Annotated in this window: 18 protein-coding genes; 11 read left to right on the top strand and 7 right to left on the bottom strand. The window is 61.0% G+C overall.

Annotated elements, in window-relative coordinates; translation table 11 throughout:
* The first annotated feature begins 12 nt into the window (after positions 1–12).
* Entirely contained in the window at positions 13–1,167 is a 1,155-nt protein-coding gene (locus KCG44_RS01045; RefSeq protein ID WP_218443660.1) for a heme biosynthesis HemY N-terminal domain-containing protein, read from the top strand.
* A gap of 75 nt (positions 1,168–1,242) precedes the next feature.
* On the opposite strand, the gene KCG44_RS01050 is transcribed toward KCG44_RS01045, so the two are convergent.
* Both KCG44_RS01050 and ykgO read right to left on the bottom strand, forming a co-directional pair.
* Positions 1,243–1,842, bottom strand: coding sequence for an HAD-IA family hydrolase (locus KCG44_RS01050; RefSeq protein WP_218443662.1), 600 nt, complete (start codon positions 1,840–1,842; stop codon positions 1,243–1,245).
* Positions 1,843–1,896: 54 nt separating this feature from the next.
* Positions 1,897–2,022 carry a type B 50S ribosomal protein L36 gene (gene ykgO / locus KCG44_RS01055; protein WP_011415100.1) on the bottom strand — a complete coding sequence of 42 codons (126 nt, stop codon included), beginning with the start codon at positions 2,020–2,022 and terminating at the stop codon, positions 1,897–1,899.
* 137 nt (positions 2,023–2,159) lie between these two features.
* On the opposite strand from ykgO, the gene KCG44_RS01060 reads away from it, so the two are divergent.
* The gene (locus KCG44_RS01060; protein ID WP_218443663.1) at positions 2,160–2,912 is read left to right on the top strand and encodes a metallophosphoesterase family protein; all 753 of its coding nucleotides are present in this window, start codon (positions 2,160–2,162) and stop codon (positions 2,910–2,912) included.
* Between the two features lie 66 nt (positions 2,913–2,978).
* Here KCG44_RS01060 and KCG44_RS01065 read toward each other — a convergent pair whose 3' ends face one another.
* The 4 genes from KCG44_RS01065 to panC form a co-directional block, all read right to left on the bottom strand.
* Positions 2,979–3,695, bottom strand: a complete 717-nt coding sequence (locus KCG44_RS01065) for a cell cycle transcriptional regulator TrcR (RefSeq protein WP_255536246.1) — start codon at positions 3,693–3,695, stop codon at positions 2,979–2,981.
* A gap of 104 nt (positions 3,696–3,799) precedes the next feature.
* A complete protein-coding gene (locus KCG44_RS01070) occupies positions 3,800–4,852 on the bottom strand; it encodes a glycosyltransferase family 4 protein (protein WP_218443664.1) in 1,053 nt (350 codons plus the stop codon).
* Positions 4,853–4,898: 46 nt separating this feature from the next.
* Positions 4,899–5,756 carry a UDP-2,3-diacylglucosamine diphosphatase gene (locus KCG44_RS01075; RefSeq protein ID WP_218443665.1) on the bottom strand — a complete coding sequence of 286 codons (858 nt, stop codon included), beginning with the start codon at positions 5,754–5,756 and terminating at the stop codon, positions 4,899–4,901.
* 122 nt (positions 5,757–5,878) lie between these two features.
* Entirely contained in the window at positions 5,879–6,718 is an 840-nt protein-coding gene (panC, locus tag KCG44_RS01080) for a pantoate--beta-alanine ligase (protein ID WP_218443667.1), read from the bottom strand.
* Between the two features lie 35 nt (positions 6,719–6,753).
* Here panC and KCG44_RS01085 point away from each other — a divergent pair, with 35 nt between their 5' ends.
* From KCG44_RS01085 to clpS, 5 genes are all read left to right on the top strand, one after another.
* Positions 6,754–7,593 (top strand): division plane positioning ATPase MipZ, encoded by an 840-nt coding sequence (locus tag KCG44_RS01085; RefSeq protein WP_369411907.1) that lies wholly within the window; start codon positions 6,754–6,756, stop codon positions 7,591–7,593.
* Positions 7,593–7,997: a J domain-containing protein gene (locus tag KCG44_RS01090; protein ID WP_218443668.1), complete on the top strand. Its 405-nt coding sequence runs from the start codon at positions 7,593–7,595 to the stop codon at positions 7,995–7,997. Before KCG44_RS01085 ends, KCG44_RS01090 begins: the two co-directional genes overlap by 1 nt.
* Positions 7,998–8,074: 77 nt before the next feature.
* Positions 8,075–9,448 (top strand): phosphoglucomutase/phosphomannomutase PgmG, encoded by a 1,374-nt coding sequence (pgmG, locus tag KCG44_RS01095; RefSeq protein ID WP_218443669.1) that lies wholly within the window; start codon positions 8,075–8,077, stop codon positions 9,446–9,448.
* A 122-nt stretch (positions 9,449–9,570) separates the two neighbouring features.
* Positions 9,571–10,440: a phasin family protein gene (locus KCG44_RS01100; protein ID WP_218443670.1), complete on the top strand. Its 870-nt coding sequence runs from the start codon at positions 9,571–9,573 to the stop codon at positions 10,438–10,440.
* A 144-nt stretch (positions 10,441–10,584) separates the two neighbouring features.
* Positions 10,585–10,944 (top strand): ATP-dependent Clp protease adapter ClpS, encoded by a 360-nt coding sequence (gene clpS / locus KCG44_RS01105; RefSeq protein WP_218443671.1) that lies wholly within the window; start codon positions 10,585–10,587, stop codon positions 10,942–10,944.
* A gap of 4 nt (positions 10,945–10,948) precedes the next feature.
* Here the strand turns inward: clpS and KCG44_RS01110 are convergent, their stop codons facing one another.
* Positions 10,949–11,416 carry a DUF1493 family protein gene (locus KCG44_RS01110; protein WP_218443672.1) on the bottom strand — a complete coding sequence of 156 codons (468 nt, stop codon included), beginning with the start codon at positions 11,414–11,416 and terminating at the stop codon, positions 10,949–10,951.
* A 113-nt stretch (positions 11,417–11,529) separates the two neighbouring features.
* On the opposite strand from KCG44_RS01110, the gene KCG44_RS01115 reads away from it, so the two are divergent.
* Genes KCG44_RS01115 through KCG44_RS01130 form a run of 4 tightly spaced genes read left to right on the top strand, consistent with a single transcriptional unit; the run spans position 11,530 to position 15,270 of the window.
* The gene (locus KCG44_RS01115) at positions 11,530–12,003 is read left to right on the top strand and encodes a Dps family protein (protein ID WP_218443674.1); all 474 of its coding nucleotides are present in this window, start codon (positions 11,530–11,532) and stop codon (positions 12,001–12,003) included.
* The gene (locus KCG44_RS01120) at positions 12,000–12,701 is read left to right on the top strand and encodes an SDR family NAD(P)-dependent oxidoreductase (protein ID WP_369411908.1); all 702 of its coding nucleotides are present in this window, start codon (positions 12,000–12,002) and stop codon (positions 12,699–12,701) included. The genes KCG44_RS01115 and KCG44_RS01120 overlap by 4 nt, the downstream gene beginning before the upstream one ends.
* Positions 12,679–14,049, top strand: a complete 1,371-nt coding sequence (locus tag KCG44_RS01125) for a flavin-containing monooxygenase (protein ID WP_218443675.1) — start codon at positions 12,679–12,681, stop codon at positions 14,047–14,049. The genes KCG44_RS01120 and KCG44_RS01125 overlap by 23 nt, the downstream gene beginning before the upstream one ends.
* 12 nt (positions 14,050–14,061) lie before the next feature.
* Positions 14,062–15,270: an acyl-CoA dehydrogenase family protein gene (locus KCG44_RS01130; protein ID WP_218443676.1), complete on the top strand. Its 1,209-nt coding sequence runs from the start codon at positions 14,062–14,064 to the stop codon at positions 15,268–15,270.
* Positions 15,271–15,274 lie beyond the last annotated feature (4 nt).

Raw genomic sequence — 15,274 nt, forward strand, 5'->3', positions numbered from 1 at the left:
GCGCCGGGGCTGGTGCACCTCGAATGGTTCGGATGGGAAATCAACTTCCACCCCGTCTGGCTGCTGGCAGCCGCGGCGGCGCTGTGGTTCGTGTTTCACGTGGCGCGCCGGCTGTGGAACTGGCTGCGCTGGAAATCGGGACTTTTCGGTCCGGCGCGCCAGTTGCGACGCCAGAAGGCCGCACTCGGCAATGCGAGCGCGGCGCTCGGCGCGCTGGTCTCGGGCCAGGAAGAGCGCGCCGCGGCGCTGGCGCAGGATGCGTTGAAAAGCGATCCCACGAACAGCATGGCGCAGGCGGTGGCCGCCCTGACCGGCGACACCGCGCGGATCGCGGAACTGGACCGGAACAATGCGACGAAGTCTCTGGCGGCGCTGGCCAGGCTCCGCACGGCGCCTGATCTTTCGGTAGCCAGGGAAGCGACGCGAGCGGCGCCCACAAGCGCGGCGGCATGGCAGGCACTGGTGGAAGAGAGCGCACGGTCCGGCGACTATGCGCATGCGATCAGTGCGCTCAGCAACTGGCGCGCGCTTGATGACACGGCGGAGCGTCTTGGGAGCTGGATCGAAGCGAGCCTGCTGACGGCTGCCGCCGATGCGGAACTGGACGATGAGCCGGCGCGGACGGGCCTGTCGCGGGCATTGAAGGCGGAGCCACGCTTCGCCCCCGCAGCCACGCGGCTGGCGCTGCTGGCGGAGGAAGCGAGCGATGTGTCCGGTGCCGAGCGTGCTGCGGAATCGGTCTGGTCGGTACAGCCAACCCCCACATTGGCGCGGGCGTTTGCCGATCTCTATCCGCTGGAAACCGATGAAACGCGGCTGGCACGGCTACAGAAGCTGGCCGCGAAAAATCCGGAGAACCCGGAGAGTCTGCTGATTGTCAGCGAGGCGGCATTGACGGCGGGGGACCCCGCCCTGGCGCTGGAAACGGTATCGCCGCTGCTGAGCGATCCGCCGATACGGCTGCGTGCAGCGGCGGTAGCGATGGAAGCGCACCGGCGGCTCGGCATGGACCCGCCGACGGGCGCACTTTGGCTGGATGCGGCCGCAACGGGCGCGCCGGGCCTGCGCTGGCACTGCGCGAACTGCCGGACCGAATCGGTGGAGTGGGAGCTGGAATGCCAAAGCTGCAAGCGCATCGGCATCCTGCTGCCGGGGGATTTGACATAAAGCGCGGCGTCAACGTCTGGCTGATATCCCGAAAATCCGACCATCCCGGGGTGCCGTCGAGACTTTGGATTTCGCCTAGCCCAGAAACGCGTCAAGTTCAGGCTGGAGCGCGGCGCGGCTCATAAAGCGATGCGCGGCAAAGCCGGCGGTCTGCGCAGCGGCAATATTGAGCGGCTGATCATCAATGAACAGCGCCTCGCCCGGCGCAATGCCGAAGCGGTCAATCGCGAGCTGGAAGATCGCCGGATCAGGTTTCGCCAGCTTTTCACGCCCGGAAACGATAATGTCGCGGAAACGGCTGAACACGGGCGCGGTCGGACGAAACCTGCGCCAGAACTCGTCCGAAAAATTGGTGATGCCGTAAATGGTGACGCCGGCATGATCCAGGTCTTGCACCAACTCGATCATACCGGGAATGGGTTCACCGATGGTTTCCAGGAACCGTTCGCCGAAAAGCTCAATCAGCGCGCGTTCTTCTGGAAAGCGCGCAATGAGCGCGGCGCTGGTCTCGGCGAACGGAACGCCCCTGTCGTGCTGAAAATGCCATCCCGGCGTAACGACATTCGCAAGAAACCATTCGAGCCGTGCAGGATCGGGAATCAGTTTTGCGTAAAGATACCGTATGTCCCAGTCATAAAGGACATTGCCAACGTCAAAGATAACCGTGCGCGGCATTCAAGCGATATGGCGAGGCAGGGACCCGTTTCAGCCGGGAAAAGACGTGCACCCTTAACCCTGGCGCGCCTTGAAACGGCGATTCGTCTTGTTGATCACATAGGTGCGACCGCGACGACGAATAACACGGCAGTCGCGATGACGATTTTTCAGCGACTTAAGAGAATTACGTACTTTCATGGCCGTGCCCGATATCCGAATTTTTGTGGGAATTTGAAGGCGGCTAGCTAGGGTTGCACGCGGCAGAAGTCAACCTTTGGCACTGATGTGATAAAGGGTTTTCCCGGAACGTTTCCAGCGGTAGTGCTGAATTGGCAATGAAATTCCCCTTCGCCCGCAAGAAAAAGAAACCGCCAGCCGTGCCGGACGGGGTCCGCGTCTATGCGATCGGGGACATCCACGGCATGTCCAACCTGCTGGAAAAATTGCTGAAGAAAATCACAAAAGATCTGAAAGGGTTCGAGGGCCGGGCAGAGCTGGTCTTTCTGGGGGACTATGTCGATCGCGGGCCAGATTCCGCTCAGGTGATCGCGCGGCTGTGCGAAGGGCCGGGCCCGGGAGACACATGGACGTTTCTGAAGGGCAATCACGATGCCTTTCTGTCGTCCACGATGGCGGCTGAAAAGCTGAAAGAACGCTATTACCGCGCCTGGGTGGATCAGGGCGGCGCCGAAGCGATGATGAGCTGGGGCGTACGTCGCGGCCTGATCCACGGTGACGATCCCGAAGCCGCCGTCGAAGCGCTGAAAGCCGCCATGCCGAAGGCGCACCGCAAGTTTTTCCGCAAGCTGAAGCCGTCACACAGGATCGGCGATTACATGTTCGTCCATGCCGGCGTCCGGCCGCACGTTCCCCTGGAGGAGCAGCAGGAGAAGGACCTGCTATGGATTCGCGACGATTTTCTGGATCACGGCAAAAGCTTTGGACCGCATATCGTGCATGGTCATACCATCACGCCGGATGTGGACGGACAGAAACACCGCACAGGCGTCGATACCGGCGCCTACCGCACAGGAACGCTGACGGCGCTGGTGCTGGAAGGGACCGAGCGGCGGGCAATTTCCACTTAGGGCGTAAGCGCGCGCTTCATGCCGTCATAAAGGCATTCGGGCCTGATCGACGGAAGGAAACTAAGCCTAGGTCTTCGCCCATGGATCGACGAACGCGGGCGTTTCATCGGCCTTGACAGCTTCGACCCCGGGCTCGATCCCCATGGCCTCCGCATGCGCGGCCTCTTCGGCGGCGACCTTGGCCGCGTCGCGCTCAGCCTTCAGCTCCGCCAGAAGCGCGGCGCGGTCGGTTTCGAATTTCGGATCGGTGAGCTCGATGCCCGCCTTCGCGGCGGCAGCCGCGACGAGTGCGTCAAGGTCGCGCTGGGAGCAGAGACCAAGCGCCACCGGGTCTTTCGGCGTAATGTTCTCCATGTTCCAGTGCGTCTTCGTACGGATCGCCTGAATGGTGTTCTTCGTCGTTCCAATCAGCTTGCCGATCTTGGAATCGGGAATGTCGGGGTGGTTCTGTACGATCCACGCAATGCCCTCGGGCTTGTCGACGCGCTTCGAGACCGGCGTGTAGCGCGGGCCCTTCGTACGCGCCTGCTGTTCGGGGCCCTTGCTGATGACAAGTTTATATTTGGGGTCACCTTCGCCGGTCTTCAGTTCCTCACGGGTCAGTTCGCCCGCTTCGATGGGATCGCGCGGGATGTGACGATGCTGCGCCGTCTCGTCCGCGATCGATTGCACTTCAAGAATATGAAGACCGCAAAAATCGGCGATCTGGTCAAAGCTGAGTGTCGAATTGTCGACCAGCCATTCGGCGGTCGCGTGCGGCATCAGTGGATGTTCGCGTGCCATGATGCGTGTCTCCCGGAGATATAAAAAGGGCCGCCCCTTTCGGAACGGCCTGTGCATTGCGTCATGATATAGGCGCCGCCGGGGATCCGATCAAGCCAATGCGGTCAAGCGGCGACAGGAATGCCTTCAAATGCCGCATTGCGCTGGTCAGTCGTGAAGCGGGCAAGAGCGCTCCTGAATTCGAATGCCGCTTTCCCCCAGGTAAAACTGCGGCCGTAGGCCATGCAGGTTTTGCGGTTCCGGGTCAGCGCGGCCATGGTTGCTTCTGCAAGATCTTCGGACAATGCGCCGACGTCCGGCGTCACGAGATCGATCGGGCCCTGCACCGGGTAGGCTGCCACGGGTGTACCGCAGGCAAGGGCCTCGATAATCACCATGCCGAACGTGTCGGTGCGGCTGGGAAAGACGAAAACGTCCGCGTGCTGATAAGCGGCGGCAAGGGCCGGGCCATGCAGCGGGCCAAGGAAGCGGGCGCGGGGATAGCGGCGCATCAGGTCGACCTTCGCGGGGCCATCACCCACCAGGATTTTCGTACCCGGCGTCTCGGTATGCAGGAACGCTTCAAGGTTCTTCTCGATGGCGATGCGGCCGACATAGAGCTGAACGGGGCCTTCGGCACCATCATAAGCGGCCGGACACGGCAGGCGCGTTTCGGGGAATGCCCTGAAATCGACGCCGCGACCGAACGGCAATAGCGGGGTGACTCCTTCCCTGGTGAGCTGGGTACGCAGACTGGGCGTGGCGGCGAGTGTCGCGCGGGCCGGACCGTGAAACCAGCGTTCGAAGCGCCAGAACCAGCGTGCCGGAAGGCCCGTGCGCGCGGATACATAGTCCGGAAACTGCGTATGATAGGCGGTCGTGAACGGCAGCCCCTTGCGCTGGCACCAGCGGCGGGCGGCAAGGCCGAGGGGGCCTTCGGTCGCGATGTGAATGGCGTCCGGGCGAAAGCGGCGTATCCGCGCGCCGACCTGACCGGACCAGGCGAGCGCAAGGCGGATTTCCGGGTAGGACGGGCAGGCGCAATTGGGAAAAAGGTCGGGCGAGATGACATCGACCTTATCGCCGCCGCGTTCAAGCTCGCCGCGGACACTGTGCAATGTACGGACGACGCCGTTCACCTGCGGTGCCCAGGCGTCCGTGACGATGGTGATTTTCAAGATGTGCGCCCCTTCGCCAGGGAGGAGGGGGACGTGGCGCTGAACGTCACGCCGCGCTCCGGAGTTCGAGCGGCGCATAGCGCGCAGCCATGATATCGGCCCAGTGCAGGATTTCCATCTCGCCGTTGAAATGCTCGACGAGCGCGGTGCAACCTTCCACCCAGTCGCCGTCATTATAATATTGAACGCCATCGATCACACGCATTTCGGCAGTATGAATATGCCCGCAGACGACACCGTCCAGATCGCGCGTGGCGGCGGCCTTGGCGACGGCCTCTTCGAACTGGCCGATGAACTGAGCGGCGTTCTTCACCTTGTGCTTGGCGTGTTTCGACAGCGACCAGTACGGCATGCCAAGGCGGGACCGCACCTTGTTGAGCAGCCAGTTGACCTTCATCATTCCGATATATGCCGCATCGCCCAGCAGTGCGAGCCAGCGGGCATAGAGCACGACAGCGTCGAATTCGTCGCCGTGGCAGACCAGCAACCGGCGGCCATCGGCGGTTTCATGGATGGCCTTCCTCTTGATCTCCACCCCGCCGAAATTCATGCCGACAAATTGGCGAAAGGCCTCGTCATGATTGCCGGGAATGTAGATCATGTCCGTGCCGCGGCGCGCACGCTTTAGAATACGCCAGAGAATATCATTGTGCTTTACCGGCCAGTGCCACGTCTTCCTGAGACGCCAGCCATCGATGATATCACCGACCAGATACATCATGTCGGAATCAACGCTGTCCAGGAAATCGATCAGCATATCGGCATTGCAGCCGCGCGTGCCGAGGTGAATATCGGAAATCCAGATGGTGCGGTAGCGGGTCCGCGTGCCACCGGTCTTTTCCGGGATCGATGGACCCACCGCGACCTCCGCCAGCACATCCTTTATCTGACCGCCACCGCGCATGTGGAAACACTCCGGCTGAACAACTCTGCCGGAGCATAAGGCGCACCTCTGTTACATATTTTGTGCGCCGCAGCGGGATTTCATATAAGATTCACGGAACACTGGCGGTGATCGGAATGTCGTCAGACCGGAATGGGAATATTGTCGATCAGGCGCGCCCGGCCCATTTTCGCGGCGGCGAACAGACGCGCGGGCCGGTCGAGTACGGTGAGCATCCGCAGGTCGCCTGCCCCCCGGACTTCGATATAATCGACGGTGAACCCGGCCGCCGTCAGCGTTTTTCGTGCGGCTGCAAGGGCGGCGTCGATGCCCGTTCCACCGGCGATGCTGGATGCGGCGGCGTTCAGCGCCTCCGGCAGCGCCGCGGCGGCCTGACGTTCATCGGCGGTCATGTACGCATTGCGGGATGACATGGCGAGGCCGTCAGCCTCTCGCACGGTCGGGGCGCCGACGATCTGCGTCGGAATATCGAGATCTCGCGCGGCGCGGCGGATGATGGCGAGCTGCTGCCAATCCTTTTCGCCGAATATGGCATAGTCGGCCTGCGCCTGATTGAGCAGCTTTGTCACCACCGTCGAGACGCCGTCAAAATGCGTCGGGCGGGAATGGCCGCACAGCAGGGCGGGCAGGTCGGCAACGCGGACGGTGGTGGCGTAGCCCTCCGGATACATTTCCGCCGCTGTCGGCAGAAACAGCAGGTCGCACCCTGCCGCCCGCAATGCGGCGGTATCCTCAGCCTCCTGCCGGGGGTAGGAATCGAGATCCTCGCCCGCGGCGAACTGGGTGGGGTTGACGAAAATGCTGGCGACGACCCTGTCGGCATGGGCGTGCGCGGTTGCCACGAGGGAGAGATGACCGGCATGAAGCGCGCCCATGGTGGGGACGAGGGCCGTGGTCTGCCCCGCCCCGCGCCAGCGCGCGACGGCGGCACGCAGGGCCGCGACTGTTTGTACCGTCTGCATGGTGTGACGCTCCTGTCGTTGACTTGACCGGAGGCGTGTCCGAAACAGGGGAGGAAACGTCAAGTGGCCAGTGGAACGGGGATACCTTGCCGCACATCATCACATTCGGAAACGAAAAAGGCGGTACCGGGAAGTCCACGACCGCCGTCCATATTGCCATCGCGCTGATGAGCGAGGGGCACAGCATCGCCGCGGTCGATCTTGACGCGCGGCAACGGACATTTGCGCGCTATATGGAGAACCGCCGCAGCTTTTCTGACGGACATGGTCTGGACCTTTCCCTTCCAGAAGTCAGCGTGATCGAGGAAAAGGACGACGGTGCCGAGGCCCGGCTGGACGAGGCGTTCCACACCGAGGCGGACTATCTGATTATCGATACGCCGGGCCGCGATAGCATATTGGGCCAGGTGGCCATGGCGCGCGCTGACACGCTCGTCACGCCCATGAACGACAGTTTCGTCGATTTCGACCTGATCGGACAGGTGGACGCGGAAACCTTCAAGGTGAAGCGTCCCAGCTTCTATGCAGAAATGGTGTGGAAGGCGCGCAAGGACCGGGCGAAGCACGATGCCGGGACGGTCGACTGGCTGGTGGTCAGAAACCGGCTGGCGCATCTGGCGGCGAATAATATGGTGCGGGTCGGAAAGGCGCTCAATGAACTCGCGCCGCGCATCGGCTTCCGGATATCGCCCGGCCTGTCGGAGCGCGTCATCTACCGCGAACTGTTCCCGCGCGGGCTGACGCTTCTGGATCTCGATGTGATCGACGAGGCGCGGCTCAGCCATGTGGCGGCGCGCGCGGAATTACGGGCGCTGGTCGCGGCCCTCAATCTTCCCGACCGTGACAATACAGAACAGAAAGCTGAGGCCGCCTGATGGGCCCCCTTGTCATCGTCCTTTTGGGTGCACTTGCCGTGTTCTGGTATTTGGGCCTGCTGACACCGAAGCGCCTGAATGCGATTGCCGGGATCGCCGCGATCCTGATCGGCCTGCTGATCGCCGCGCGCGGTCAGTATTTCATCGGTCTGCCGCTGATCGGAGCCGGCGGTTTTCTGGCTTGGCGCGGGTTTGCCAGAACCGCCGCCAGCGGCGCGATGACGCTGAAAGATGCGGCGGCCCTGCTGAAGGTGAAGCAGACGGCAAGCGTCGAGGAAATCCGCGCGGCGCACCGGCTCGCCATTGCCTCGGCGCATCCCGACAAAGGCGGCACGGACGCGGAGAGCGCAAAGTTGAATGAAGCGCGCGATCTGCTGATTGCCAGTCGCATGAAGGATAAGTGATGACGTGGTTTTCCTTTGCCGGACGCGCGGACATCAATTACCCGGCAGATCGCATTTTCAGTTGAGGACCATCGCCGATGACGCATCAGTTCCACCGCACCCTGCTCCGTGAATATGACGTTCGCGGCATCGTCGGCGACACGCTGACCGAAGAAGACGCGCGCTGGCTGGGGCGAACGTTCGGGACGCGTGTTCGGCGGGAGGGCGGCACGAAAGTCGCCGTGGGTTATGATGGGCGGCACTCCTCCCCCGCTATGGAAGCGGCGCTGGTCGACGGGCTGAACGCCGCCGGGATCGATGCGCTGCGCATCGGTCTGGGGCCGACCCCGATGCTGTATTACGCGGTGCACGCGCTGGAAGCCGATGGCGGCATGATGATCACCGGAAGCCACAATCCGCCCGACTATAATGGCTTCAAGATGATGCTGGGCACCGGGCCGTTTTACGGCGACGACATTCGTGCGCTTGGCGAGATGGCGGCGGCTGGCGATGTCGAGACCGGGCACGGCACCAACGAGAATGTCGATATTGAAGACCAGTTCGTCGAGCGCCTGCTGGAAGACGCGCCCGCGAAGGAATTCCGCGTCGCGTGGGACTGCGGAAACGGCGCGGCGGGGCGCGTTGTCGAAAAGCTGACGGCGCGGCTGCCGGGACAGCATGTGCTGCTCTATACCGACATAGACGGCGATTTCCCGAACCACCACCCGGACCCGACGGAGGAAAAGAATCTCGAGGATCTGCGCAAGGTCGTCAAGGACAAGAGACTGGATTTCGGTCTGGCCTTTGACGGCGACGGCGACCGGATCGGTGCGATCGACGCGAAGGGACGCATCGTCTGGGGCGATCAACTGCTCATGATTCTGGCCGAAGACGTGCTGAAGGACGTTCCGGGCAGCACCATCATCGCCGATGTGAAAGCCAGTCAGGCGCTGTTCGACCATGTCGCACAGCGCGGCGGCAAACCGCTAATGTGGAAAACCGGGCACAGCCTTGTCAAAGCGAAGATGAAGGAAACGGGTTCGCCGCTGGCTGGCGAAATGTCAGGCCATATTTTCTTCAAGCATCGCTATTACGGCTATGATGACGCGCTTTACGCGGCAATTCGTCTCATGCGCGCCCTGAGCCGCGCAGGCGTCTCGCTGACCGACCTCAAAGGGGCGATGCCCAATCTGATCAATACGCCGGAGCTGCGCTTTGAAGTGGATGAGGACCGCAAGTTCGCGGTTATCGAGGAAGTCCGCGCGCGTCTGAAAGCGGACGGTGCGCACATGAGCGAAATCGACGGCGTCCGTGTCAATACGGATGACGGCTGGTGGCTATTGAGAGCGTCGAACACCCAGAATGTCCTGGTTGCGCGCGCAGAGGCCAAGTCGGAAAGTTCGCTGAAGGCGCTTATGACAATGATCAACGACCAGTTGGAAGCATCTGGACTGGCCCGCGTTGATACCTAAGGCACGAATTTAACAGGCAATAAAATTATTGCTGCACTGCACAATAAACCCTTGACGACGTTCGTTTCATCACTTATGTTGCAGTGCAGCATAGACGTAACTGGAACGAAACGGAGTGTCATATGGCGAGCAAAGCTCCCACGACCAACGCCAGAGAGAATAAAACGGCAGCAAAACCGGGAATCCCGGCGACGAACGCCGCCGCAAATACGGCAGCAGCGCCTAAGCCGAAGACGGTAGAGGCGAATGCTCCCAAGGCGGCCACGGCCGTCAAGACGGTCGTCAAGGCCGCGACCGGCACACAGACGATTGCCGCTGACATAGCGGCCAAAGCCGCGGCGGATGTGGCCGGAAAGTCTCCTGCCAAGAAAACGGCAGCAAAGAAAACGACCGTGAAGAAAGTGGCGGCCAAGACGGCTGCACCCAAACAAGCAGCTGCAAAGAAATCGGCGGTGAAACGCACGGCAAGGACTGCCGCGAAAGCCGCTGCCACCCCAAAGACAAATACAGCCAAAAGGAATATTACGATGACGAAGACGAACCCAACCGAAGCTATGAAACAGCAGGCCGACACCGCAATGACGCAGGGTAAGGCCGCTATCCAGGACATGACCGCCAAGGGCCGTGAAGCCATGGAAAAAAGCGCGAAGGTCATGGAAGACATGAACGGTTTCGCACGTGGCAACGTCGAAGCGATGGTCGAAGCCTCCAAGGTTGCCGCTGAAGGCACGCAGGAACTCGTCCGCGAGCAGGCCGACTTCGCCAAGAAGAGCGTCGAGGGCTTCTCCGCAACGATGCAGAAAGTGTCGAGCGCAAAGAACCCGGCCGAAGCCATGCAGCTGCACAGCGACTTCGCCCGTAGCCAGTTCGACGCGATGGTTTCGCAGACGTCGACCATGACGGAGCGTATGTTCAAGCTGGCCGGTGACATGATGGCACCGCTGCAGAACCGCGTTGCTGTCGCTGGCGAGACCTTTAAAAAGGTCGCATAAGCCAAACGCGATACGTAAATGAACAAGGGCCGCTTCCGTCTTCGGGAGCGGCCCTTTTCTTTACGCCGTTAGTGGGCGCGTATCGACAGCCGCGAGTGGCCGGACCATTGCCATCCCGATTCAGATCGCTAGATTATCTGAATAATGAGCATGCACCCGATCAATAGCGATGAAGACGAAACCGGGCCGCCCGATGGCGAGCGCCCGGACCGCGAGAGCGGAGTCGCCACGCGCACGCGCCCGAAGACAAAAAAGCCGTCTTTGTACAAGGTGCTGATGCTGAACGACGACTATACGCCGATGGAATTCGTGGTTGCCGTCCTGCAGCGTTATTTCCGCATGTCGACCGAGGAAGCGACTCATGTGATGCTGCACGTCCACCAGAAGGGTGTCGGCCTCTGCGGTGTCTTCACCTACGAAGTTGCCGAGACCAAAGTGAACCAGGTGCTGGACTTCGCGCGGAAAAACGAACATCCGCTGCAAATGACGCTGGAAAAGGACTGAGTTGTCAGGTGACCTGATCCGGGTCCTGAGGCCACGCACCTGCATCGATGATCTCGCAAAGGCCAGCCAGTGTAACTTTGCGTTTCTCTCCAAATTTCCACGGTATCAGCCAAGATAGTTTTCCGATGACGACAAGACTGGTTGTCCCAGCAATTATTGCGAGCAGCATCCGTAGCCATTCAGGCCAGCCTGATGGCAGGTACCAAATTGCGGCGAACATGCCGGGGCCCATGCCCAGCATCAGTAGGCAGCCCTGCGTCAATCCGAACGCCTCGTTGTGAAAAAAATCTGTCCAATTCAGATTGGAAAAATCTGTCCCAAATCGATCATGGATTGCTTCAAGGAGTTCGCCTGCATCATCACCGGTCACACCGAGATCGTGGACCAAAGCGGCGCGAGATTGGAGCTGTCTGCGCGGCACGCCGAAATCGGCTTCCAGTTTATCGTAAAGCCAATCAAGGTTTGTTGTCATTGAGCCTTTATACCATCGATTACAGTAAGTGAAAATGTCACAGGAACGCGTGCGCGGCTGTTCCGTTGGTTGTGTGAAATCACAATCACAATCACAGGAACAGGAGACACATCATGCCTACCCCGCACATCGGAATCGACAAGGAAGGCCGCGCCAAGGTCGGCAAGGAGCTCGGCAAGGTACTTGCGGACAGCTATTCGCTTTATCTGAAAACGCACAATTATCACTGGAATGTGAAGGGTCCGCACTTCCACTCGCTGCATGTGCTGTTCGAAGGACAATATACCGAGCTTGCCACGGCAGTGGATGATATTGCGGAACGTATCCGTGCCCTGGGTGAAACCGCGCCGGGCAGCTACAGCGCCTTTTCCAAGCTTTCCAAGCTGGACGAAGCGCCCGATACACCGCCCGAGGCGCTCGACATGTGCGAACATCTGGCGCTGGATCATGAGGCTGTGGCCGCGACGTGCCGCTCGCTAATCCCCGTCGCCGAAGACGCGGAAGACGAAGTAACCGTCGACATGATGATCGGCCGCATGACCGTGCATGACAAGGCCGCCTGGATGCTGCGCAGCCTGAACGGGTGAGCAGTGCCGTCATTATCGGCGCATCGGGCGGTATCGGCCGGGCGCTGACCGAGGATATCATTGCGCGTGGACGACATGACGTCGTTCACGCGCTTTCCCGTTCCGGGATATCGATCGCGGGGGCGGAAAGTGACCATATCGATATCGAGGACGAGAACAGTATCGCCGCCGCCGCAAAACGGATCGGCAAGGCCGAGACCATCATCGTCGCTACCGGCCTGCTGCACGCCGACGATTACGGACCTGAGAAGAACCGGCGCGCGCTGAACCACGACGACCTGATGCGGGCCTTTGCGGCAAATGCAGTCGGGCCGGCTTTGGTTGCGAAGCATTTCCTGCCGCTGCTGCCGAAGGACGCGCGCGGGGTATTTGCCGCCTTGTCGGCGCGTGTCGGCAGTATTTCCGACAACCGCCTCGGCGGCTGGTACGGTTACCGCGCGTCGAAGGCGGCGCTCAATCAGTTGATCCGGACGCTGGCCATCGAACTGGCGCGGCAGAAGCAGGACGCGGTCTGCGTCGCGCTGCATCCGGGCACGGTCGACACCGGCCTGTCCAAACCATTCCAGTCGAATGTGGCAGATGGGAAGCTGTTCACACCCCGCTATGCTGCCGGGAAATTGCTGTCCGTGCTGGACGGCCTGACGGCGGCGGATACGGGAAAGATCTTTGCATGGGATGGACAGGAAATCGCGCCCTAGGACGCCCTCCCCTGACGGCGATGTCCGCGTGACATCCGTTGCGATCATCGGGGCCGGGTGTTCGGGGTTCACGACCGCCAAGAAACTGCAGGATGCCGGTATCACGGCGACGGTGTTCGAGGCGTCGGACCGCATTGGCGGCAATTGGGCGTACGGCAACCCCAACGGCAAATCGGCCTGCTATCAGTCGCTGCACATCGACACATCGAAAACGCGGCTGCAATTCGAGGATTATCCGGTGCCGCAGGGCTGGCCGGATTTTCCGCATCACAGCCTGCTGAACGGCTATTTCAACGACTATGTCGACCATTTTGATCTGCGCGAACTGATCCGGTTCAATACCGCCGTGGAACGTGCAGACCGGATCGAGGGGCAGCGCTGGCGGCTGCATCTGTCGACGGGTGATGCCGAAGAATTTGACGTGCTGGTCGTCGCCAATGGTCATCACTGGTCGCCGAACATGCCGCAATGGCCGGGCAGCTTTGACGGTGACATGATCCACAGCCACGAATACCGCACGCCGTTCCAACCCGTCGACATGATCGGCAAACGCGTCCTTGTGGTCGGCCTGGGCAATAGCGCGGTGGATATTGCCAGCGAACTGTCGCAGCGGCCGATGGCGGAAAAGCTGTTCGTGGCTGCGCGTCGCGGGGTCTGGGTATTGCCCAAATATATTAATGGTCAACCGGGGGACAAGACGCCGCTGCCGACCTGGCTGCCCGGTTCGATAAAACGCAGGCTTGCGAAGGGCGCGGTGAAGAAGCTGGTCGGTGAGATGGAGAATTACGGCCTGCCGACCCCGGATCACGAGCCGCTTGAGGCACACCCGACCGTGAGTTCGGAATTTCTGCTGCGCTGCGGATCGGGCGATATCGCGGTAAAACCGAATATCAGGGAACTGCGCGGCAAAGACGTCCTGTTCGAGGATGGCAGCGTGGAGCAGGTCGACGCGATCATATGCGCCACTGGATATAAAACGGACTTCCCGTTCCTCAACCGCGAAGATGCGCCGGTAACGGACAATCACATCGGCCTCTTCAAGCGCATGGTCCGCGCCGAGCGCCCGACGCTATGGTTCATGGGGCTGGCGCAGCCGCTGCCAACGCTGGTGAACCTGGCGGAACAGCAGGCGAAACTACTGTCGGCCTATCTGAAAGGCGATTACGAACTGCCGCCTGCGGCTGCTATGACGAGGGCAATCGTGCGCGATGAGAAGCGCCACATGGGTCACTATTATGCGTCGAAGCGCCATACCATGCAGCTGGACTTCGATCTGTATAAGAAAGACCTGAAAGACGAGTTGAAAGCAGGCGCAAAACGGGCACAAGGCCGCAAGCGCGCCGCGTAGAGGAGAGATAAGATGGATCTGTCATTCAGCCCTGAAGAGGAAGCTTTCCGCGAGGAAGTCCGGGCCTTTATCGCCGAGAATTACCCGGAAGACCTGCGCACCAAAGGTGGCCGCGAGGAACTGGGCAGGGAAGACATGCTGAAATGGCATCAGATCCTTGGCGAAAAGGGCTGGTCCGTTCCCGCATGGCCAAAAGAATATGGCGGCACCGGCTGGACCTCCACCCAGCGCTATATCTGGTCGGAAGAATCGGCGAAGGCGGAAACGATTCCGCCGCTGCCCTTCGGTGTGTCGATGGTCGGACCTGTGATCTACACGTTCGGCACCGAGGAGCAGAAGAAGAAATTCCTGCCCGGTATCGTCGCAGGGACGACCTGGTGGTGCCAGGGTTATTCCGAGCCCGGCGCCGGGTCGGACCTTGCCAGCCTGAAGACGAAGGCGGAGCGCATCAAGGGCGATGATGGCAAGGAATATTACCTCGTCAATGGCCAGAAAACCTGGACGACGCTGGCCCAGCATGCCGACTGGGGCTTTTTCCTGGTGCGCACCAACCCGGATGCGCCCAAGCCGCAGCAGGGCATTTCCTTCCTGCTGATCGATATGAAGACGCCCGGGATTACCGTGCGTCCGATCATCACGCTGGGCGGTGAGCATGAGGTCAACGAAGTCTGGCTGGATAATGTGAAGGTGCCGGTCGAGAACCGCGTGCACGAAGAGAATGACGGCTGGACCTGCGCCAAATTCCTGCTGGCGCACGAGCGCAGCGGCATTGCCGGCGTGGCGCGTTCGAAGCGCGGTATCGAAAAGCTGCGGGAAATCGCGGCGGCGGAACTGGACGAGGGCCAGCCGCTGATCGAGAATCCGTTCTTCCGGCGCAAGATCGCGGATCTGGAGATCGACCTTGCCGCACTGGAATTCACCGAACTCCGCACGCTGGCGGGTGAAGCGGCAGGCCGCGGGCCGGGCCCCGAATCCTCGATCCTGAAAATCAAGGGGACGGAGATTCAGCAGCGTATCACCGAACTCGTGCTGGAAGCGGCAGGCCATTACGGCGCGCCCTATTTCCGCGGCTATGGCGAAGGCGGCAATGAATATTCCATTGGACCGGATTACGCCCAGCGGGCGGCGCCGACCTATTTTAATGGTCGCAAGACGAGCATCTATGGCGGCTCCAACGAGATCCAGCGCGGGATTATCGCAAAAATGGTCCTGGGGCTCTGACGGG

This window comes from Pacificimonas pallii, assembly GCF_019204005.1.
Lineage (GTDB): Bacteria > Pseudomonadota > Alphaproteobacteria > Sphingomonadales > Sphingomonadaceae > Pacificimonas > Pacificimonas pallii.